This window comes from Reyranella sp., from assembly GCF_017305915.1.
Taxonomy (GTDB): Bacteria; Pseudomonadota; Alphaproteobacteria; order Reyranellales; family Reyranellaceae; genus Reyranella.
In genome coordinates, this window is sequence record NZ_JAFKJN010000006.1 from 83,796 (window position 1) to 102,383 (window position 18,588).

Sequence of the window (18,588 nt, forward strand, 5' to 3'; positions counted from 1 at the left end):
GGGGCCGCGACGGATGCGGATTGTGGAAAAAGAAAAGGGCGGGCTCGGTGTGCACCGAGGCCCGCCCGATTCTGTCGCGGAAGCGTTAGATGGCTTCCTTGAGGTCCTTGGCGACGCGGAAGGCGACCTTCTTCGACGCCTTGATCTTGATCGCCTCGCCGGTCGCCGGGTTGCGGCCCATGCGAGCCGGACGGTTGCGGACCTGAAGGATGCCGAGGCCCGTGATGCGGACCTTGTTGCCCTTCTTGAGGTGCTTCACGACCAAGCCGACGAAGTCGTCGAGGCAGCCGGTCGCGTCCTTCTTGGTCATGCCCGTCTTCTCGGCCAACTCGGCCGCCACCTTGGACAGCGGGACGGTAGGAGCGGAGGGTTTGGTAGCCATTGTGGAGGGGTCCCTTGCGTTTTTTCGTTTCGCCAACGTCTTCCCGACGCCCCGGGGCAGCGTTGACGGGCCCAAGGTTATCCACGAATCGCTTCTTCGCAAGGGCCGAAACGCTGAAAAATGTCGATTTCTGGGGCTTTTTCGGCCATTTGAGGCGGCCATCCACAGGTTAGAGAGAGTGTCCCGCGTGTCTTCGGCCGAACTTGTCCCGACTTTCACCACCGCCGTGAACACCTGGCAGTGCGATGAGAACGCCCATTTGAACGTGCAATTCTACACCGAGTTCGGCCACGAGGCATCGGCGCACCTGATGCACAATCTGGCCTGGGGACCACGTGCGCAGGCCGCGGCGGGCCTCTCGGTAAACGTGCAGGAAGACCATATCCGCTACCTGCGCGAGTTCCGCGTGGTCGATACCGTCGAGGTCCGCTCGGCCCCGGTCGAGGTCGGTGAGCGCTCGCTCGCCCTCTATCACGAGATCCGCAACCCCGCCGACGGCACGCTCGCCTCGACCATCGTGCGCCGCCTGGAATGCGACAAGCCGTGGCCCGAGTCGTTCCGCCGGCGCGCCGAGGCCGCCCGGATCGAGCTGCCGGCGAGCGTGCGGCCGCGCAGCGTCGGGCAGGCGCCGCTTCCCGACATCCGGCTCGAGGATTGCGCGCGCATCGGCCTGATCGGCGCCGGCCGCACGCTGATCAAGCCCGCGGAATGCGACGAGCACGGCCGCTTCCTGCCGCGCCATCAGTTCGGCCGCTACTCCGATGCGGCGCCCTGGCTGTGGAATCACCTGGGCTTCGATCGCGCGGCGATGCAGGAGCGCGGCGAAGGCTCGGTCGTGGTCGAGACGCTGCACGGCTATCGCCGCCCCCTGAAGGCGGGCATGCTGCTGACGATCATGAGCGGGCTCGTAGGCTACACTGCCAAGATCCTGAAGCTGGCGCATTTCGCATTCGATGCCGAGTCCGGCAAGCTTGCTGCTTGCAGCGAAGCCATCGGCATGAAGTTCGACCAGAAGATCCGCAAGATCATGACCTTCTCGGCCGAGGACCAGGCGCGCCTCGCCCAACGCACGCTGCGCCTCTGACGGAGAGCGACATGAAAGACATCCTGAAACTGCAAGGCCTTCAGCACGACGAAAAGCGGCTCGCCGAGCTCACGGCCGAAGTGCAGGTGCTGAACGACGCCGTGCGCAAGGCCGCCGAAGCGCGCCTCACTTTCGACGACGAGCCGGCGGCGTTCGCCAGCCTGATGGAGCGCGAGGCCCGCACATGAGGAACGACGACATTGCCCTCTGGGACCTGAGCGAGGTCGCCGACGCGATCGCTGCCAAGCGCATCTCCTCGGTCGAGGCGACCGAAGCCTGCCTCGCGCGCATCAACGTGTGGCAGCCGCGCGTCAATGCCTTCCTGCGCCTCTACAAGGACAAGGCGCTGGCGCAGGCCAAGGCGATGGATGCCGAGCTGGCAACCGGCAAGCGGCGCGGTCCTCTGCATGGTGTGCCGATGGCGCACAAGGACATGTACTACCGCAAGGGCGAGCTCTCGACCGGCGGCAGCGCCATCCGCAAGGACTGGGTGGCGCCGGTGACCGCGACGACGCTGGAGAAGCTCGATGCCGCCGGCGTGGTCGAGCTTGGTTTCCTCAACATGGCGGAATTCGCCGCCGGCCCGACAGGCCATAATGTGCATCACGGCCATTGCCGCAATCCGTGGGACCAGAGCCGAGTCACTGGTGGCAGCTCGAGCGGTTCGGGCGCTTCGGTCGCGGCGCGCCTGGTCTACGGTGCGCTGGGCTCCGACACCGGCGGCTCGATCCGCCTGCCCGCCGCGGCCTGCGGCGTGGTCGGCATGAAGGCGACCTACGGCCGCGTCAGCCGCGCCGGCGCGGTCGCGCGCTCGTGGAGCCTCGACCATGTCGGGCCGCTCACCCGCACCATCCGCGACAACGCGCGGATGCTGGCGGCGATCGCCGGTGCCGATCCCAACGATTCGACCACCAGCGAGAAGCCGGTGCCCGACTACGAGGCCGGGCTCGAGGGCGGCGTTGCGGGTTTGAAGATCGGCCTCGCGCTGCCGAAGGAAGGCCTGGTGCCGCTCGATCCGGCGATCGGTGCCGTGGTGCAGGCCGCCGCCGACGCGCTCGGCAAGCTCGGCGCCAAGATCACACCGGTCACCTTGCCCGACTTCACCGCGCTCTATCGCGCCGCCGAGGTGATGGTGAAGTGCGAGGCCGCGGCGATGCACCGGCCGTGGATGGAGAAGACGCCGGAGCTCTACGCCAACCAGGTGCGCACGCGCATGGAGGCGGGCTTCTTCATACCGGCGACGCAGTACATCGACGCGCTGCGGCTGCGCCCCCACTTCGTGAAGGAGTTCCTGTCGATGTCGATGGAGGGCGTCGACGCGGTGATCCTGCCGGCGATTCCCTTCCCGCTGCCGACCATCGAGGAGACCGACACCGAGGAGCAGGGCGGCCCTGCCGTCCTGAAGATGGTGGCCGGCTTCACCGGCCTCACCCGCCCCTTCAATACGCTCGGCGTGCCGGCGCTGTCGGTGCCCTGCGGCTTCGACAGAAACGGTGCGCCGATCGGCCTGCAGCTCGTCGGACGGCCGTTCGACGAGGGCCTGCTCTATCGCATCGGTCACGCCTACCAGGGCACGACCGACTTCCACACCAAGGTTCCAAGCTGAACGAAAGGCTGTGGATAAGCCATCGCGCGCGAGCCTCATTATGGGCAATGGAACGCGAGTCTCGCCCCCGATTCCTTAGGGAACGCGAGCGGCCATTGCCCATAATAGGTGTCTGGCGCGCCTTCGTGCAGAGTCGCGCGCATGATGATGCTTGCCTTGTATGCGATGCGCCTGAGGCGAAGAAAAACGCGAACCGGGGAATTCGCTCAAAAAAATTTGGGACTCACAGGCCTCCGATGCCGATGCCACCGGCATCCAACCCGTCCCACACCCCCTTGGGACGGGTGAGACGGGGCGTCGGCGTCTTTCTACACGGCCAAATTGACCGTGACGCTCTTCCTCTGGGTGAAGCTGTCGAGCATGCCTTCGAGGGAGAACTCGCGGCCGATGCCGCTCTGCTTGTAGCCGCCGTACGACATGCCGGGGGTCTGGCCGCCACCCTGGTTGACCTGCACCCAACCGGATTCGATGGCATGAGCGGCGCGCAGGCCCTTGCCGATATCGTGCGTCCAGATGTAGGCGGCGAGTCCGTAGTGGCTGTCGTTGGCCATGCGGATCGCCTCGGCCTCGTCGCTCCAGCGGATCGCCACCAGGACCGGCCCGAAGATCTCCTCGCGCGCCAGCCGCCAGTCGTTCGAGCGGTCGGCGAAAACGGTCGGGATGGCGAAGTAGCCTTCGCTCAGCGGACCGGTCTTCGGCGGCAGGCCGCCGAACACCAACTGGGCGTCGGAACGATCGAGGCCGTCCTGCACGTACTTGCAGACCTTGGTGAACTGCTTGTTGTTGATGATGGTGCCGATGTCGGTCGCCTCGTCGAGCGGGTCGCCGATCTTGAGGCCGGTGGTCTTCTTCTCCAGCTTCTTGAGGAAGCTGTCGAAGATGTCCTCGTGCAGGAACAGGCGCGAGCCTGCGGTGCAGCTCTGGCTCTGCCTGGTGAAGCGCATGGCGGCGATGATGCCGTCGACCGCCCAGTCCTCGTCGGCGTCGGGATAGACCAGCGACGGGCTCTTGCCACCGAGCTCGAGCGACACCGGCACGATGCGCTCGGCCGCGGCGCGCATGATCACCTTGCCGACCTCGGTCGAGCCGGTGAAGGAGAGCTTGCGGATCTTCGGATGGTTGGCGATCGCGGCGCCTGCATCGGCGCCGTAGCCGGTCAGCACGTTCAGCACGCCGGGCGGCAGGAACTGCTGGCAGATGTCGGCCATCATCAGCACGCCGAGCGGGGCGTCCTCGGCGGCCTTCAGCACCATGACGTTGCCGGCGCACAGGGCGGGCGCGATCTTGAGCGCGCCCAGCATCACCGGCGCGTTCCACGGGATGATGGCGCCGACGATGCCAATCGGCTCGCGGCGGGTGTAGGACAGCACGTGCTCGCCGAGCGGCACGGTCTCGCCCTTCAGTTCCGAGGCGAGGCCGCCGAAGTAGCGGAAGATGTCGGCGGTCATGTTGGCCTCGCCGCGCGCCTGGGTGCGCAGCGCGTTGCCGGTCTCGAGCGCGATGGTGCGCGCGAGCTCTTCGCTGCGCGCCTGGATCGCCTCGGCAATCTCGAGCAGCAGCTTGCCGCGCTCGCGCGGCACCACGCTCTTCCAGGCAGGGAAGGCCTTCTCGGCCGCGGCGACGGCGGCATCGACGTCGGCCGCCGCGGCGCGCGGCATGTCGGCGATCGGCTTGCGGTTGGCCGGGTTCTCGACGGCGAAGCGCGTGCCGGACGCGCTGTCGACCCATTTGCCGCCGACCAGCATCCCCTTGGGCTGATAGGTGGCGGGTGTTTTTTCAGCAGTGATCGACATGTTGCTCTTCCACGCGTTTTGAACCGCGCGGAGTTTGGCGCTCGCGCGCCGCAGCGACAAGGCCGCGAGTCTGACCTCGCGCGTCGGCTCGTTCGGCAATGTCGCCACAGCAGTCTCCGCAGGCAGCGTGCTTCTTCGGCCGCTTCCGGCCAACGCCGCGGCGACCTGCGCGTCGGTCTTCAGGTCTTGGGCGTGGCCACCGCGGCCAGGCTCTCGGCGCAGGCGCGTGCCACGTCCGAATCGGCCGTCTTGCTGCCGGGCATCTGCGCAAAGCCGCTTTTCTCGATGAAATTGCCGCGATCCCACGAGCTGACCTTGCTGAGCTCGACCAGCTTGGCCGGAGAATCGGCCTGGGCGCGGAAGCGATCGGCGCAGATCGAGGCCAGCGCCACCACGGTGGCGTCGTGCGCGGCCACAGCGGCGCGCTTGTCGGCGCTGCCGCCGGTGACCCAGCCGCCCCAGCCGAAGCCGATGATGGCGGTCGCGATGGCGCCGATGACCATGCCCTGGATCCAGGGCTTCGTGTTGGTTGGAAGATTCATGATTGTCCTTTCGGCCGGCACCGCGGCCAGCCTCAAACAGGCCCTACGCGACAGCGCGCAGCCGACGATCGACAGGATCGGAAAAGGGAACGGGATGGGCTGTACGAGCCCTGTCCTTCATGCGTGTACCTCGCACCTTCGGGCGGGTGCACACGCATCTCTCTCAGCCATCGCGACCGGAAAATTCCTTGCCGATGGTGAAGCAGGTGTACACGGCGGCATCGACCGCGTCGACTCACGAAGTGACGGAGACGTCGACCCACAGGCCCTGGAAGGCGTCGGTCATGCCGGTGAAGCTGCCCACCACGGGCATCACTTGATGGATGCCTCGTCCGACGGCGACGGGGATCAGGTTGAAACCGCCGACGCCGCGGTTGGTCGGATCGAAGGTGATCCAGCCGGCGCCCGGCACGAAGACTTCCGCCCAGGCATGCGTGGTGCCCGCTTCCTGCTCGCGCTCCGGATTGTACAGATAACCCGACACGATGCGGCCGCCGAAGCCCAGGCCGCGCGCCGCTTCCACGAACAGGACCGCGAAGTCGCGGCACGAGCCCCAACCGCGATCGAGCGTCTCGAGCGGCGACTGCGTGCCTTCGTCCTCGCGACTCTGGTAGCGGACCCAGGCGATGATCCCGGCGCTCAGGTCCTTGAGCAACGACAGCGTGTCGGTCGGCCGGCTGCGCACGAACGCCTCGGCCCACTGGCGCAGCCGGCCCGTCGGATCGGGGTATTGCTGGAGAGCAAGCGCGCCCAAATCGGCGCGATCGTCGGACTGGTAGGGGAACGGATAGGAGATGGCGGAGGCCGCCACCTCGAACACCGGCCATGCCGTCGCGTCGAGCTCCAGTTCGACCACGCTGTCGACCACGAGATGATCGGTCGTGCCGGCGAACGTCGCGGTGGCAACGGCATTGCCGAAGACATCGTGCGCCCAGGTGACGACCGCCTCGGGCAGCACGATCAACTCGCTGGAGATCAGGCGGAGGTCGCGGCTCTCCCGTGGGCGCAGCATCAGCCGGTGAGCGTCCAGCTTGACCGGCCTGTTGTATCGGTACGTCGTCTTGTGACGGATCGTCAGCACGATCAACGGATGCTCCAGCGGGGCGAGAGGGTCTCCACCCGCCCCGCTGTCGTTACGCTGCTTTGCCGGCTCCCGCCAGCCGCACTACGCCGCCTGGGCCAGCGCCGGCATCAGCGCCTCTTCGGCCGCCAGCGTGCGCGCCGCCGCATGTACCGTCGCCGCGATCCGGATGCCCGCCTGGATCTGCTCGGCCGACAGGCCGTGGTCGCGCAGCACCTTCTCGTGGCTCTCGAGGCACATGCCGCAGCCGTTGACCGCCGAGACGACCAGCGACCACAGCTCGAAGTCGACCTTGTCGACGCCGGGCTTGGCCATTGCCGTCATGCGCAGCTTGGCCGGCAACGTCTTGTAATCGTCGGCATGCACCAGGTGCACGAAGCGATAGTAGATGTTGTTCATCGCCATCAGCGTCGCCGCGATCTTGACCGCGTTCAGCGCCTCCGGCGTGAGCTCGCCCGCGAACGCATCGACGACGGCTCGCGTCGTGGCTGCGTGGTTGGCCGCCAGCGCGGCAGCGATGAAGCTGCCGGCCTTCTGCTGCGGGCTGAGGAGCTGCTCGGACGCCAGGCTCGAGAGGTTGAGCTTGCAGTCGCGCGCGTAGTCCGGCAGCCGGTCCTTCAGGGTGTCGATCGACATGATCAGGCTGCCTTCAGGACCTCTTTGCCCTTCTGCCAGTTGCAGGGGCAAAGCTCGTCGGTCTGCAGCGCATCGAGCACGCGCAGCACTTCCTGCGGATTGCGGCCGACCGAGAGGTCGTTCACCGACACGAAGCGAATGATGCCCTCGGGATCGACGATGAAGGTGGCGCGCAGGCACACGCCCTCGGCCTTGTCGAGGATGCCGAGCGCGGTCGACAGCTCGCGCTTGAGGTCGGCCAGCATCGGGAACGGCAGCGCCTTCAGGTCGGCGTGGTTCTGGCGCCACGCGAGATGAACGAACTCGCTGTCGGTCGAGACGCCGTAGACGACCGCGTCGCGCTCGTTGAACTCCTTGTTGAGCTTGCCGAAGGCGGCAATCTCGGTCGGGCAGACGAAGGTGAAGTCCTTCGGCCAGAAGAACACGACCTTCCACTGGCCCTCGTCGGTCTTGTCGTTGATCGGCTTGAAGGCCGTCTTGGGGTCGATGCTCACCACGGCCTTGAGGTCGAAAGCCGGGAACTTGTCGCCAATCGTCAGCATGAAACGCTCCAGAACACTGTTTAGAACGTTTCTAAATATAGAAGCCTCAGGCTGGATTGCAAGTCATTCGCAATATCTGGTCAAGAACCAATTCAACCCTTCGATTTGCGGGTCTTTTTCTTCTTCGCAGTCAATTCGCCGTACCTCATGCCCTCGAGCTTGATGCCGTCGGGATCGAGGAAGAACACCGCGTAGTAGTCCTCGTAGTACTCGTCGGCCGGGTCGACGATCTTCACCTTCTCCTTCTCGAGGAAGGCCTGCAGCGCATCGACATCCTTTCGATTGCGCAGCTGGAACGCATAATGATGCAGGCCGACATCGCCGATCTTGTAGGCCTTGCGGCCCTCGGCCTCGGCGATCCAGTAGCGGGTCTTGCCGTTGGTCCAGCCGATCGTGCTGCCGTAGTCCTCCGAGATCTCGAAGCCCAGGAACCCGAACAGCTTCGAATAGAAGGCCTTGGACTTCGCGTAGTCCCTGACCCTGATGGAGATGTGGTCAATGCCGACGACCTTCGAAACGGGCATGGCTTCCTCCTCTTGCCGTTAGTTGGACAACCGACACCGACTCCCTAAGTTGCGTCCGATGCGTCTTTCCGTCCTCGACCAGTCCGTCGCCATCGCCGGCCGCCCGCACGAACAATCGATCCGCAACACCGTGGCGCTCGCAAAACATTGCGAGACCTTGGGCTACGAGCGGTTCTGGGTATCGGAGCACCACAACCACCCGACCATCGTCGGCACCGCGCCGGAGATCGTGATGGCCGCGATCGCCGCCACCACCGAGCGCATCCGCATCGGCAGCGCCGGCATCATGCTCCCGCACTACTCGGCCTTCAAAGTCGCCGAAGTGTTCCGCGTGCTCGATGCGCTGGCGCCCGGCCGAATCGACATGGGGTTGGGCCGCGCGCCGGGCTCCGACGGCCTCACGGCCTATGCCCTCAATCCGCTCGCCAACGAACGACCCGAGCACTTCCCTTCCGACATCCGCGACCTGATGGCCTGGGTGCACGACGAGCCGCTGGTCGAGGGCCATCCCTTCGCCCAGGTGAAGGCCTATCCCAACGGCCCGACCGCGCCCGAGATCTGGATCCTCGGCAGCTCCGACTACGGCGCGCAGGTCGCGGCCCTGTTCGGCCTGCCCTACTGCTACGCCTGGTTCTTCAGCGACGGCAAAGGCGGCGAGCGCGCGATCGAGCTCTACAAGCGCACCTACCGGCCGAGCGAACGCCATCCGACGCCGCGCGCGGGCCTCTGTGTCTGGGCGCTCGCCGCGCCCAGCATGGCGGAGGCGCAGCACCACCTCACCTCGCGCGTGCTCTCTCGCATCAACCGCGACCGCGGCATCCTCGGGCCGCTGGCGTCACCTGACGATGCGGCCAAGGTGCTGGCGACCGCTGACCCGGCGCGCATCGAGAAGATCCGCACCGATTCCTTCGTCGGCACCGGGCAACAGGTGATGGACCGCATCGTCGAGCTCAAGGATCGCGTCGGCGTCGACGAGATGGCGGTCGTCACCTGGACCTTCGACGAGCAGGTCCGCCGCCAGAGCTACAGCGAGCTCGCCAAGGCCTTCTGATCAGCCGAGGAACGTCGCGCGATGCTGCCGGATGTATTGCGGTCGTGGCCAGAGAGCCTGGTTCTTCGGCAGGCGAATGCGCTGTAGCTGTTGCTCGAACAGCGATCGCAATTCACCCGGCACGCGGTTGTGCGAGACGAGCAAGCCGTAGTCGTCGGTGAGCGAGATCAGATGACGATCGAACAGCCAATGAACGGTCGCTGACAAGGCCAGCCCGTTTTGCACCACATCGGGTCCTCCCGATGCGACGGACCAGATGTGGGCAGCCTGCGCTTCGGCCTTGCCGCCACCATTGACCATCCGCAAGCCCGTAATGGCGCAAGTATTGTCGTAGGCCTCGCAAACCTGCCGCCGGAAACTGGCGTCACGAATCTTTCGATTCATCAGGATTTGGACGACACGCCTCTCCTGCTCCTCCTCGGACGCATTCACCAGTGCCAGGGTTTCAGGGTCCGCGTGCGCGGCATCCAACTCCAGCCGAACGGCATTGGACGGATCGAGCGTCTTCTCCAAGCCATCGCGAACGATTTCGCCGAACTCGATCTCGGAGATCGTCCGAACGGAATGCCCCTGCAGAGTGCGGCCGATCAGGGACCGCTTGGCGACGAAATTGAGCCGGTCCTCATAGAACCCTGTCGCCCGCTCCAGCGGAACGATCTCGTCGAACGGCAAGAAGTCCGTCATCCGGGCATACGAATGCCCGGGCAGGTCGGGATCGGGATCGAGGCTGACGACGCGCGCCGCCGCAAAGTAGCCGATCTTGCCGCCACCGCGGCGGGGTGCCCGGTAGACGATCCAGTCCCCTATCGCCTTCCGCGCCCCATCCAGGTAGCGGTCGGGAAAGTGGTATCGGGTCTGAATCTCATCGTCGTATCCAGACCCCGGCCGGGTATCAAAAACAGCCTTCATCCAGGGCGCGAGCCGTCAGCGGGGCTCCGTCCAGCTTTCCGAGAACGCCAGGGCGCAGGTGCTGAAGGGCTGGCCCTCGCGCTCGCGCTTCCAGGGCTGGCCCTTGGCCTGCTGGCCATCGACGGTCAGCCGTGCGCCCAGGGCGGGGATGAGCAGCGTGCACACACCGTACGGCCGCGGGTTTGGCGGCTGGTTCGGCTGGGTGTGGATCAGGAGTGGCTCCCCAATGTCGTACCAAGTCAGCCCGATTTCGCTGTCGGCCGCCGAGACGTGCTCGGTCCAGAAGTACCGCGGATCGCCCGACTTGCTGAAAGCGGCATCGGTGACCGGAATCGTCAGGTCTTTCAGCTCGTTGTTCAGCATCCCCTGCACGGTCTGCTGCAGCCAGCGGGCCATCGCGATGTTGTCGGAATAGATGCGCCAGCGGCCTTCGGTGAGCTCGCTCTTCAAATAAAGGACATGTCCCGGCCCCATTGGGCAATGGATGATCCGCCAGTAGCTGGCATCGGTCGAATTGGGATCGCCATCCTTGGCACTCAGCCGGATGAACGGATTCTCCCCTGTGAGAATCGTGCGATTGGCATCGGCAACGCTCATTGACTCCCTCCGTTCCGGAACTCGCCTCGCGGTCCCGCGTTCTTCTCGCTGCAATAGCAGGAGACCGTTCATGGTCGTCGTTCGGCAGGCGCTTGTCATCCTCGTCACGGGGACATTGGGCTATTCGGCGGCCGCATTCGGGCAACAAGTGTCGGCGCCGAACGACCCGCCGGGTCGGGTCGGGCGTCTGGCCTTCACGCAGGGCACCGTCTCCATCCACGACGCCGAGCGGACCGACTGGGAGCCCGCCGCCATCAACACGCCGCTGACCACCGGCGACGCGGTCTGGACCGAGCCCAATGCCCATGCCGAGATCTCCATCGCCGGCACCCGCGTCCGCATGGACGGCGCCAGCCAGCTCGACATGCTGACCCTCGACGACCGCTCGACCCGCCTGCAGCTCGACCAGGGTCGCGTCGACATCAAGACCTTCGCCTACGACGCCAAGCAGCCCTACGACCTGGTGACCCCGCGCGGCACCGCCACCCTGCAGCTGCAGGGCGACTACTATGTCGAGGCCGGCAGCACCGAGGATCCGACCCGCCTCGGCGTGCGCGCCGGCGCCGCCCAGTTCCAGGCGCCGGACGGTCGCGTGCTGGCGGTGCGCGCCGGCGAGGTCGCCGAGATCACCGGCGACGGCAGCTCGATGGAGCTGCACACCATCCAGTCCCCGCCGCCGCCGATGCCGCAGTACTGGGCCGCGCGCGACAAGCGCGTCGTCTACGATCAACCGCCGCAGTACCTGTCGGCCGGTGTCACCGGCTACGAGGACCTGAACGCTTTCGGCGCGTGGCAGAACGATCCGGAGTACGGCCAGGTCTGGTATGTCCGCGACGCGCCGTCCGGCTGGGCGCCCTACACCACCGGCCGCTGGGACTACCAGCCGGTCTATGGCTGGACCTGGATCGACGAGCAGCCGTGGGGCTTCGCGCCCTACCACTACGGCCGCTGGGCCCAGCGCAACAATCGCTGGTTCTGGGTGCCGCCCGAGCGCTCGCGGCCGGCCGTCTATGCGCCAGCGCTGGTCGCCTTCGTCGGCGGCACCGAGCTCAGCCTGGCGCTGGGCGCGCAGAACCGCCAGCCGGTCGGCTGGTTCCCGCTGGGACCGCGCGAGGCCTATGTCCCGCCCTACACCACCAACCGCGACTACTATCGTCGCCTCAACTATTCCGCGCGGGTGCAGGATCGCATCCTCGACGATCGCTGGATGCGGGCGCAGCGTCACGAGGCGGTGGCGCAGCAGCAGAACTGGATGAACCGCCGCTTCACCACGGTCGTGCCGGCCGAGACCTTCGCCCGCTCGCAGCCGGTGCAGCGCGCCGCGATCCGCGTGTCGGCCGACAAGGTCGCCACCGTGCCGGTCGCCGCGGTCGCCGCACCGCCGCAGCCGACCCAGTCGATCCGCGCGCTGGTGGCGGCGCCCAACACGGCGCAGCGTCCGAACGTGCCGGCCACGCCCACCGCGCCGAACCAGGCCGCTGCAGGAGCCAACGTCGCAGCCCTGGCGGCGATCATGCCCGATCTGCAGGCGCAGAAAGCGCCCGGCCCGCAGATCATGTCGCGTTCGGCGGTGACGGCGAACGCGGGCGCCACCACGGGCGCCACTGGAGGCGCCGACGCCAAGGCGGCGCTGCCCAAGCTCGAGCCGCGCAATGCCTCGGCGCCGCCGCTGCCGCAGATCCAGGGCGAGCGAAAGCCCGCGACGGTGCAGGCCGGCCCACAGCAGGCGACCGCACCGGCCAACCAGCCGGCCGCGACACCGCCCAAGCCGGGCGAGCCGCAGGCCAATGCGCCGGCCAACCAGCCGGGCGTGCCGCCGCTGCCCGGTGAGCAGAACCGCGCGCAGCCCGGTCAGCCGAGCCAAGCGACCCTGCCGCCGATGCGCGATCGCAACGAGCAGCGTCCCGAGCCGCCGCGCCCGGGTCAGCCGCCGCAGGCGAACACGCAGCCCAACGCGGCGACGCCGGATGCTCAGCCGCCGAAGCCCGGTGAGCCGCCGAAGCCGCCACAGGCTCAGACGGCGCCGCAGCCGCCCAAGCCTCAGGCCGCACCCGCGCAGCAAGCCGCGCCTCAGCCGCCGAAAGCCGAGCCGCCCAAGCCGCCGCAGGCGCAGACACCGCAGCCGCCGAAGCCGCCGCAGGCAATGAATGCGCCGCAGCCGCCTCAGCCGCAGCACCAGCCGGTGCCTCCGCAGCCGCCGCAGCACCAGGCGACGCCGCCGGCACCACAGCCTCAGCAGCAGCTCATGCGTCAGCCATCGGCTCCGCCGACGCAGCAGCAGACGCACGCCGCGCCTCCACCGCAGCCGCAGCAGGCGCCGGCCCCACCGCCGCAGATGCAGCAGCACACACCGGCCGCGCCGCCGCAGCAGGCTCACGCGCCCGCGCCTCCTCCACAGCCGCAGCGCCAGGCCGCGCCGCCGCCCCCGCCGCAGCAGGCCCAGCAAGCGCCGCATCCGCAGCCGCCTCCGCAACCTCAGCAGGCGCCGAAGCCACCGCAGGGCCAGCAGAAGCCCGACGAGAAGAAGTAGCCTGAGCTACAGAACCTGATTGCGGAGAACCTGGTCGCCTTTCCAAAGGCGCTCCAGGTTCTCGATCAGGATGTCGATCACATTGTCCTCGTAGGCCCGAGTCTCGCCCGCCGTATGAGGCGTCACGAAGACGTTGGGCATCGTCCACAAGGGCGATGCCTCGGGCAGCGGCTCCTCCGCGGTGACGTCGAGCGCCGCCGCCGCGATCTTGCCCGCCTTCATGGTCGCGATCAGCGCCGCCTCGTCGGCGACCTTGCCGCGCGCCACGTTGACGAACATCGCCGACGGCTTCATCGCCGCGAAGGCCGCCGCGCTCATCAGGCCGGTGGTCTCGGGCGTGAGCGCGCAGGTCAGGGCGACGATGTCGGCCTGGGGCACCAGCTTCACCAGGTCGCCCATGGCGTGGATCGAGTCGGCGCCGTTGGTGCCTTTGCCGGGATCCTGGCGGATGCCGATCACCTTCATGCCGAACGCCTTGCCCAGCATGGCGAGATGGCTGCCGATGCGGCCCATGCCGACCACCAGCATGGTCTTGGCGCCGAGCTCGTCCTCGCGTTGGGTGAGGTCGCCGATCATGCCGCGCCAGAACTTCTTGTGCTGATTGTCGCGCGCCTCGGGCAGGCGCCGTGCCACGGCGAGGATCAGCGCGATCGCGTGCTCGGCCACCGCGCGGGCATTGACGCCGGCGGCGCTGGCCAGCCGCACGTTCTTGGCGGCGAGCTGCTCCCTGGAATACTGGTCCATGCCCGAGCTGATCGACTGGATGAACTTCAGCTTCGAGGCCGACGGAATGAGATCGTTCTTCCACATGCCCGAGACAACGACCACGTCGGCCTCGCCGACCCGCTTCTGGAAATCGTCGTAGTTCCAGACCTGGAAATTGCGGATGCCGGTTTTGCGCAAATCGAAGCGCGCCTGCATCTGGTAGGCGGCATGTGCGAAACAGATGGTCAGATCCTGCTTGGCCGGAAACATGTAACTCCCCTCAAAACGACACGACGCCGTACATCAGAAACGATCCGGCCGGAAGGGCTCCAAATCGACGGTCGTAGGCTTGCCGGTCGCCAGCTCGGCCACCAGCTTGCCTGTGATGCCCGCCATGGTCAGGCCGAGATGATCATGACCGAAGGCGAAGTACACGTTCCTGTGTCGCGGCGAGCGGCCGATCACCGGCTTGGAATCGGGATGCGAGGGGCGCGGCCCCATCCATTTCGAGGCCGCCTCTCCCTTCAGGCCCGGCACCAGCTCCCTGGCATGGCGCATCACCCTGTCGGCGATCCGCATGTCGGGCGGCGCGTCGGGGCCTGCGAACTCGGCGACGCCGGTGGCGCGGATGCCTTCGTGCATGTGGGCGAGCGACACGCTGCGATCGGCCGAGACCAGCGCGCGCTTCAGGCCGAACTCCTGCGGGCCGAACATGACGTGATAGCCGCGCTCGGCCTCGAGCGGGACCGACGTCCCGAGCTCAGCGGCGAGCGGCCGCGACCACACGCCGGCGGCGATCACCAGCCGATCGACGTCCAGCGGACCGCGACCGGTGACGATCCGGTTCGGGCCGTCCGCGCCGATCTCGAAGCCCTTGACCTCGGCGGCGACGATCTCGCCGCCGCGCCGCACGAAATCCCTGGCCAGCGCATCGCACAGCCGCCACGGATCGATCGTCCGATGCACGTCGGGCAGCGACACCGCCTTGATGACCTTCTTGCTGAGCGCCGGCTCGATCTGGCGCGCCTCGTTGCCGTCGAGGATGTCCATGTGCACGCCGTTGCGCCGGCGCAGGTCGAGGGCATAGGCGGCATTCGCGAACGCCGCCTCGCTCTCGAAAGTCATCAGCAGGCCGTCGTCGGACACCCACTGGCCGGCATCGGCGCCTTCGATCAGCGGCGCATAGCCCGCATGCGTGTGCACCAGCAGCGCGTTGCGCGCCCGGGCGATCTCCTCGACCCGCGACGGCCGCGACGCCGCCACGAGGCGCAGGAAGAAGGGCAGCGCCTTCGGGACATGCCCCCAGCGCAGCTTCAGCGGCGAGGTTGGGTCGAGCAGCATCTTCGGCACCTTCCTCAGCACGCCCGGCAGGGCGAACGGCACGCACGAGGCGGTGCCGAAGCTGCCGGAATTGCCGAAGGACGCCTTCATGCCCGGCGCGCCCTTGTCGACCAGCCGCACCGTGAAGCCCTCGCGCTGCAGGTGAAGCGCGCAGCAGACGCCGACCAGGCCGGCGCCAATGACCGTGAACTGCTGCAAGACGAAACCTCCCGCGCTTCCCCCAGCCTAGAGCATATCGACGAGCATTGCCTGTGCTCTAGCGTATCGCGCACTATGGCCAACGACCAATTCAGGGGAATCCGATGGCCATCCGCCGTAACCTGCTTCGCGAACGTCTCAATGCCGGCCAGCCGACCGTCGGCACGCACATCCTGTCCTGCTGGCCGACCCTGGTCGAGCTGATCGGGCACTCGGGCCAGTACGACTACGTCGAGTTCACCGCCGAGTACGCGCCGTTCGACATGCACGATCTCGACAATCTCGGCCGCGCCTTCGAGGTCGCGAATCTGGGCGGCATGATCAAGATCGAGCAGACGCAGTACACCCACCAGGCGATGCGTGCGATCGGCTCGGGCTTCCAGAGCGTGCTGTTCGCCGACATCCGGAACGTCGAGGATGCGAAGACCGCCGTCGACGCGGTGCGCGCCGAGACGACGATGGCGGCCGGCGCGCGCGGCCGCGGGCGGCTGGGCGTCGGCATGCGCCGCGACGTCGGCGTGGTGCGGCACGGCGGGCAGCCGGCCTATGTCGATGCGCTGAACGACGTGGTGATCGCCATCATGGTCGAGAAGAAGTCGTGCGTGGACGACCTCGAGCGGATCCTGTCGGTGCCGGGCATCGACATGGTGCAGTTCGGCGCCTCCGACTTCTCGATGAGCATCGGCAAACCTGCGCAGTACACCGATCCCGAAGTGCTGGCGGCGGAGAAGTACACGATCGAGCTGGCGCTGAAGATGGGCAAGAACCCGCGCGTCGAGCTGCGCGATCCCAGCGCCGCGGCCAAGTATCTCGAGATGGGCGTCCAGCATTTCTGCATCGGCTGGGACGTGCGCATCCTCGCCGACTGGTGGGACGCCAAGGGCGCGGAGATGCGCGGCATGGTCGACGGCAAGGCCAAGCCCGCCGCGAAGCCGGTCAAGGTCGCGGGCAACTACTCTTGAGGCCGCCGGTCGCCGAGCGGCGGCCGGCGCCGGTCACGCGGCACGGCCTCACCGTCGCCGACGACTATGCCTGGCTGAAGGACCCGAACTGGCAGAAGGTGCTGCGCGATCCGGCGCTGCTGCAGACCGACATCCGCGCCTATCTCGAGGCTGAGAACCGCTACGCCGAGGACATTCTCGGACCGACCGAGGCGCTGCAGAAGACGCTGGTCGCCGAGATGCGCGGCCGCATCAAGGAGGACGATTCGGGCGTGCCGATGCCTGACGGGCCGTTCGCCTACACCTGGAAGTATCGCCAGGGCGGCCAGCACGAGCAGATCGGCCGCACGCCGCGCGACGGCGGCGACTTCCACACCATCCTCGATGGCGATTCGCTGGCCAAGGTGTCGGACTACTTCAAGTTCGGCAGCCGGCGGCATTCGCCCGACCATAGGCTCGAGGCGTGGAGCGCCGACCTGCGCGGCTCGGAATACTTCACCCTTCGCGTGCGCCGCTGGGACACCGGCGAGGACCTGCCCGACACGCTGACCGAGACCGGTGGCAGCGTGGTGTGGGGCCGCGATTCGACATTCTTCTTCTATGTGCAGGTCGACGAGAACCATCGGCCTCTGAAAGTCTTCCGCCATTGCCTCGGCACGCCGCAATCGGCCGATGTGCTGGTCTATGAGGAAAAGGACAGCGGCTGGTTCACCCGGATCGGCGAAAGCGCCAGCGGCCGGTTCTGCATCATCTCCGGCGGCGATCACGACACCTCCGAGGAGCGGCTGGTCGATCTGTCCGATCCGACTGCGATGCCGCGCCTGATCCAGCCGCGCGAGAAAGGCGTGCGCTACAGCGTCGAGGATCGCGGCGAGGAGCTGTTCATCCTCACCAACGCCGGCGACGCCATCGACTTCCGCATCGCCACCGCCCCTCTTGCCACGCCGGACCGCGCGCGCTGGCGCGAACTGATCCCGCATCGGCCCGGCGTCTACATCCTGTCGGTCGAGCTGTTCGCCGGCCACCTGGTGCGGCTGGAGCGCGCCAACGCCCTGCCCTCGATCGTGATCCGCGACCTCGGCTCCGGCGCCGAGCACAGCATCGCCTTCGACGAAGCGGCCTACTCGCTCGACATGCAGGGCGGCTACGAGTTCGAGACCACGACTCTGCGCTTCACCTATTCGTCGATGACCACGCCGGCGGAGGTCTGGGACTACGACATGGCGACGCGCCAGCGCGTACTGCGCAAGCGCCAGGAGATCCCGTCGGGCCACGATCCGGCACGCTACGTGACCACGCGCCTGTTCGCCACGGCGCAGAACGGCGCCGAGGTGCCGGTATCGCTGCTGCATCGCCGCGATGTGACGCCGGACGGCACGGCGCCGCTGCTGCTCTACGGCTACGGCTCGTACGGCATGGCGATGCCGGCGGCCTTCTCGGCCAACCGGCTGTCGCTGGTCGATCGCGGCTTCGTCTATGCCATCGCCCATATCCGCGGCGGCGCCGACAAGGGCTGGAACTGGTATCTCGACGGCAAGCGCGAGAAGAAGACCAACACCTTCGACGACTTCATCGCCGCCGGCCGCGCGCTGGTCGAGCGCGGCTACACCTCGGCCGGCCGCATCGTGGCGCATGGCGGCAGCGCCGGCGGCATGCTGATGGGCGCCGTCGCCAACCGCGCGCCCGAGCTGTTCGCCGGCATCGTCGCCGAGGTGCCGTTCGTCGACGTGCTCAACACCATGCTCGACGACACCCTGCCGCTGACACCGCCGGAATGGCCCGAATGGGGCAACCCGATCGCCGACGCCGAAGCGTTCCGCACCATCCTCGCCTACTCGCCCTACGACAACGTCGCGGCACAGCGCTATCCCGCGATCCTCGCCATGGCGGGCCTGACCGATCCGCGGGTGACCTACTGGGAGCCGGCCAAGTGGGTGGCACGGCTGCGCGCCACCATGACCGGCGGCGGGCCGGTGCTGCTGCGCACCAACATGGGCGCGGGCCACGGCGGAGCCTCGGGCCGCTTCAGCCGGCTCGACGAGGTGGCGATCGCCTATGCCTTCGCGCTGCTGGCGGCCGGGAAAATCTCCTCCTGATTAGCAATCCGGAAGCGCTCAGGCCGGACG

Annotated in this window: 18 protein-coding genes; 7 read left to right on the plus strand and 11 right to left on the minus strand. The window is 67.4% G+C overall.

Annotated elements, in window-relative coordinates; all coding sequences use genetic code 11:
• Positions 1–85: 85 nt before the first annotated feature.
• Entirely contained in the window at positions 86–382 is a 297-nt protein-coding gene (locus tag J0J01_RS02455) for an HU family DNA-binding protein (protein ID WP_296378565.1), read from the minus strand.
• On the opposite strand from J0J01_RS02455, the gene J0J01_RS02460 reads away from it, so the two are divergent.
• From J0J01_RS02460 to J0J01_RS02470, 3 genes are read left to right on the plus strand one after another with little or no spacing between them, the layout of a single operon-like run.
• Entirely contained in the window at positions 309–1,466 is a 1,158-nt protein-coding gene (locus tag J0J01_RS02460; RefSeq protein WP_296378566.1) for a thioesterase family protein, read from the plus strand. The two genes, J0J01_RS02455 and J0J01_RS02460, sit on opposite strands and share 74 nt — an antisense overlap.
• An 11-nt stretch (positions 1,467–1,477) precedes the next feature.
• On the plus strand, positions 1,478–1,654 hold the full coding sequence (locus J0J01_RS02465; protein ID WP_296378567.1) for a hypothetical protein: 177 nt from the start codon (positions 1,478–1,480) through the stop codon (positions 1,652–1,654).
• Complete coding sequence (locus J0J01_RS02470; protein WP_296378568.1) at positions 1,651–3,072, plus strand: amidase; 1,422 nt, start codon at positions 1,651–1,653, stop codon at positions 3,070–3,072. Before J0J01_RS02465 ends, J0J01_RS02470 begins: the two co-directional genes overlap by 4 nt.
• Before the next feature lie 308 nt (positions 3,073–3,380).
• On the opposite strand, the gene J0J01_RS02475 is transcribed toward J0J01_RS02470, so the two are convergent.
• From J0J01_RS02475 to J0J01_RS02500, 6 genes are all read right to left on the minus strand, one after another.
• The gene (locus J0J01_RS02475) at positions 3,381–4,865 is read right to left on the minus strand and encodes an aldehyde dehydrogenase family protein (protein ID WP_296378569.1); all 1,485 of its coding nucleotides are present in this window, start codon (positions 4,863–4,865) and stop codon (positions 3,381–3,383) included.
• A 179-nt stretch (positions 4,866–5,044) separates the two neighbouring features.
• Entirely contained in the window at positions 5,045–5,407 is a 363-nt protein-coding gene (locus J0J01_RS02480) for a hypothetical protein (protein ID WP_296378570.1), read from the minus strand.
• Between the two features lie 235 nt (positions 5,408–5,642).
• A complete protein-coding gene (locus J0J01_RS02485) occupies positions 5,643–6,494 on the minus strand; it encodes a transglutaminase family protein (RefSeq protein ID WP_296378571.1) in 852 nt (283 codons plus the stop codon).
• 78 nt (positions 6,495–6,572) lie between these two features.
• Positions 6,573–7,124 carry a carboxymuconolactone decarboxylase family protein gene (locus tag J0J01_RS02490; RefSeq protein WP_296378572.1) on the minus strand — a complete coding sequence of 184 codons (552 nt, stop codon included), beginning with the start codon at positions 7,122–7,124 and terminating at the stop codon, positions 6,573–6,575.
• Positions 7,125–7,126: 2 nt separating this feature from the next.
• Positions 7,127–7,666: a peroxiredoxin gene (locus tag J0J01_RS02495; RefSeq protein WP_296378573.1), complete on the minus strand. Its 540-nt coding sequence runs from the start codon at positions 7,664–7,666 to the stop codon at positions 7,127–7,129.
• A 92-nt stretch (positions 7,667–7,758) separates the two neighbouring features.
• Complete coding sequence (locus J0J01_RS02500) at positions 7,759–8,190, minus strand: VOC family protein (RefSeq protein WP_296378574.1); 432 nt, start codon at positions 8,188–8,190, stop codon at positions 7,759–7,761.
• A 58-nt stretch (positions 8,191–8,248) separates the two neighbouring features.
• Between J0J01_RS02500 and J0J01_RS02505 the strand changes: the two genes are divergently transcribed.
• Entirely contained in the window at positions 8,249–9,241 is a 993-nt protein-coding gene (locus tag J0J01_RS02505; RefSeq protein ID WP_296378576.1) for an LLM class flavin-dependent oxidoreductase, read from the plus strand.
• Here J0J01_RS02505 and J0J01_RS02510 read toward each other — a convergent pair whose 3' ends face one another.
• Positions 9,242–10,150, minus strand: coding sequence for an HNH endonuclease (locus tag J0J01_RS02510; RefSeq protein WP_296378578.1), 909 nt, complete (start codon positions 10,148–10,150; stop codon positions 9,242–9,244).
• 15 nt (positions 10,151–10,165) lie between these two features.
• On the minus strand, positions 10,166–10,747 hold the full coding sequence (locus tag J0J01_RS02515) for a hypothetical protein (protein ID WP_296378580.1): 582 nt from the start codon (positions 10,745–10,747) through the stop codon (positions 10,166–10,168).
• A gap of 70 nt (positions 10,748–10,817) precedes the next feature.
• Here J0J01_RS02515 and J0J01_RS02520 point away from each other — a divergent pair, with 70 nt between their 5' ends.
• Positions 10,818–13,277 (plus strand): DUF6600 domain-containing protein, encoded by a 2,460-nt coding sequence (locus tag J0J01_RS02520; protein ID WP_296378582.1) that lies wholly within the window; start codon positions 10,818–10,820, stop codon positions 13,275–13,277.
• A gap of 6 nt (positions 13,278–13,283) precedes the next feature.
• Here the strand turns inward: J0J01_RS02520 and J0J01_RS02525 are convergent, their stop codons facing one another.
• Positions 13,284–14,252 (minus strand): D-2-hydroxyacid dehydrogenase, encoded by a 969-nt coding sequence (locus J0J01_RS02525; RefSeq protein ID WP_296378583.1) that lies wholly within the window; start codon positions 14,250–14,252, stop codon positions 13,284–13,286.
• Between the two features lie 33 nt (positions 14,253–14,285).
• Entirely contained in the window at positions 14,286–15,521 is a 1,236-nt protein-coding gene (locus tag J0J01_RS02530; RefSeq protein WP_296378584.1) for an FAD-dependent oxidoreductase, read from the minus strand.
• A gap of 104 nt (positions 15,522–15,625) precedes the next feature.
• Between J0J01_RS02530 and J0J01_RS02535 the strand changes: the two genes are divergently transcribed.
• Entirely contained in the window at positions 15,626–16,483 is an 858-nt protein-coding gene (locus J0J01_RS02535; RefSeq protein WP_296378585.1) for an aldolase/citrate lyase family protein, read from the plus strand.
• Positions 16,480–18,558 carry a S9 family peptidase gene (locus tag J0J01_RS02540; protein WP_296378586.1) on the plus strand — a complete coding sequence of 693 codons (2,079 nt, stop codon included), beginning with the start codon at positions 16,480–16,482 and terminating at the stop codon, positions 18,556–18,558. The genes J0J01_RS02535 and J0J01_RS02540 overlap by 4 nt, the downstream gene beginning before the upstream one ends.
• Positions 18,559–18,588: the final 30 nt, after the last annotated feature.

What these genes read in the sequence shown, in the direction of transcription:
- J0J01_RS02460 (WP_296378566.1), top strand. Translation starts at nt 309, where the DNA reads ATGCCCGTCTTCTCGGCCAACTCGGCCGCCACCTTGGACAGCGGGACG.
- J0J01_RS02455 (WP_296378565.1), bottom strand. Translation starts at nt 382, where the DNA reads ATGGCTACCAAACCCTCCGCTCCTACCGTCCCGCTGTCCAAGGTGGCG.
- J0J01_RS02465 (WP_296378567.1), top strand. Translation starts at nt 1,478, where the DNA reads ATGAAAGACATCCTGAAACTGCAAGGCCTTCAGCACGACGAAAAGCGG.
- J0J01_RS02470 (WP_296378568.1), top strand. Translation starts at nt 1,651, where the DNA reads ATGAGGAACGACGACATTGCCCTCTGGGACCTGAGCGAGGTCGCCGAC.
- J0J01_RS02475 (WP_296378569.1), bottom strand. Translation starts at nt 4,865, where the DNA reads ATGTCGATCACTGCTGAAAAAACACCCGCCACCTATCAGCCCAAGGGG.
- J0J01_RS02480 (WP_296378570.1), bottom strand. Translation starts at nt 5,407, where the DNA reads ATGAATCTTCCAACCAACACGAAGCCCTGGATCCAGGGCATGGTCATC.
- J0J01_RS02490 (WP_296378572.1), bottom strand. Translation starts at nt 7,124, where the DNA reads ATGTCGATCGACACCCTGAAGGACCGGCTGCCGGACTACGCGCGCGAC.
- J0J01_RS02495 (WP_296378573.1), bottom strand. Translation starts at nt 7,666, where the DNA reads ATGCTGACGATTGGCGACAAGTTCCCGGCTTTCGACCTCAAGGCCGTG.
- J0J01_RS02500 (WP_296378574.1), bottom strand. Translation starts at nt 8,190, where the DNA reads ATGCCCGTTTCGAAGGTCGTCGGCATTGACCACATCTCCATCAGGGTC.
- J0J01_RS02505 (WP_296378576.1), top strand. Translation starts at nt 8,249, where the DNA reads ATGCGTCTTTCCGTCCTCGACCAGTCCGTCGCCATCGCCGGCCGCCCG.
- J0J01_RS02510 (WP_296378578.1), bottom strand. Translation starts at nt 10,150, where the DNA reads ATGAAGGCTGTTTTTGATACCCGGCCGGGGTCTGGATACGACGATGAG.
- J0J01_RS02515 (WP_296378580.1), bottom strand. Translation starts at nt 10,747, where the DNA reads ATGAGCGTTGCCGATGCCAATCGCACGATTCTCACAGGGGAGAATCCG.
- J0J01_RS02520 (WP_296378582.1), top strand. Translation starts at nt 10,818, where the DNA reads ATGGTCGTCGTTCGGCAGGCGCTTGTCATCCTCGTCACGGGGACATTG.
- J0J01_RS02525 (WP_296378583.1), bottom strand. Translation starts at nt 14,252, where the DNA reads ATGTTTCCGGCCAAGCAGGATCTGACCATCTGTTTCGCACATGCCGCC.
- J0J01_RS02535 (WP_296378585.1), top strand. Translation starts at nt 15,626, where the DNA reads ATGGCCATCCGCCGTAACCTGCTTCGCGAACGTCTCAATGCCGGCCAG.